We start from the raw sequence: 1,174 nt of genomic DNA on the forward strand, positions 1-1,174 counted from the left end.
TGGCAACGGCGCAACGGGCGTCAGGCCATAATGGGGCGCAGAGGCCATGCCGTGCCGTTTCCGTCTTCAGCGTCAGGCAAAGTTGTAGCCAGCCTCCAGCGCCTTTTCGTTGACAGGAATGAGCTTGGCATAATGGGCGCTGACCACGCGCCGCAGCGCGTCCTGCACCACGGCGGGCGGCAGCGCGCCCGTGGCCTTGAGCCACGCGCCCAGGGCCACCATGTTTGCCAGTTTCACATTGCCCAGTTCGTGGGCCAGGTCATTGGCCGGAATGTAAACCGTGCGCAGCGAGGCATCCACAAGGTCTTTGTTCACCAGGGATGCGTTGACCACCTGCACGCCGTCCTTGTGCAGGCGTGGCTGGAACTTTGCCAGGGAAGGCTCGTTGAGAATGATGGTGGACAGCGGTTCGCGCACCAGCGGAGAGCCTATGGCGTGTTCGTCCAGAACCACCGTGCAGTTGGCCGTGCCGCCGCGCATTTCCGCCCCGTAAACGGGGATAAAGCTTACCTCAAGCCCGTATTCCATACCGGCCTGGGCCAGCAGGTTGCCGATCAGCATGACTCCCTGGCCGCCGAAACCGGCAATAATAACGTCCTGATATTTACTCACGGCCGTCCTCCTGGCTGTCCTGGCCCGCATTTTCCGTCGTTGCGGCGGGCAGGGACACGTCCTTGTACACGCCCAGGGGAAAGACGGGAATCATGGCTTCGGCAATACGTTTGTTGGCGGCGATGGGGTCCAGATGCCAGTTGGTGGGACAGCCGGAGAGCAGTTCCACAAAGCCGAAACCAAGGCCTTGCAGTTGCACGTCAAATGCCTTGCGTACGGCTTTTTTGGCGGCGCGCACATGCTTGACGGAATCAAGGGCGCAGCGGGCGGCGTAGGCCACGCCGTCCAGTTGGGCCATTATTTCCGCCATGCGTATGGGACCGCCTTCGTTACCGGCGTTGCGGCCCTGCCGGCTGGTGGTGGTTTTTTGTCCCACAAGCGTGGTGGGAGCCATTTGCCCGCCGGTCATGCCGTATACGGTGTTATTGATGAAGATCGTGGTGATTTTTTCGCCCCTGTTGGCGGCGTGCAGAGATTCGGCCATGCCTATGGCAGCCATGTCGCCGTCGCCCTGGTAGGTAAAGACCACCGATTCGGGCCGTGCGCGGCGCACTCCCGTGGC

At 61.8% G+C, this 1,174-nt stretch carries 2 protein-coding genes; both read right to left on the minus strand.

Features of this window, described 5'->3' with window-relative positions:
- Positions 1–72 precede the first annotated feature (72 nt).
- Positions 73–612: a 2-oxoacid:acceptor oxidoreductase family protein gene (locus V6C07_RS11175; RefSeq protein ID WP_333536560.1), complete on the minus strand. Its 540-nt coding sequence runs from the start codon at positions 610–612 to the stop codon at positions 73–75.
- On the minus strand, positions 605–1,174 hold a 570-nt coding region (locus tag V6C07_RS11180), incomplete at its 5' end, for a thiamine pyrophosphate-dependent enzyme (RefSeq protein ID WP_333536561.1). The genes V6C07_RS11175 and V6C07_RS11180, both read right to left, overlap by 8 nt.

Origin of the sequence: Desulfovibrio sp. 1214_IL3152 (genome assembly GCF_036763055.1) — a bacterium.
Taxonomy (GTDB): domain Bacteria; phylum Desulfobacterota; class Desulfovibrionia; order Desulfovibrionales; family Desulfovibrionaceae; genus Desulfovibrio.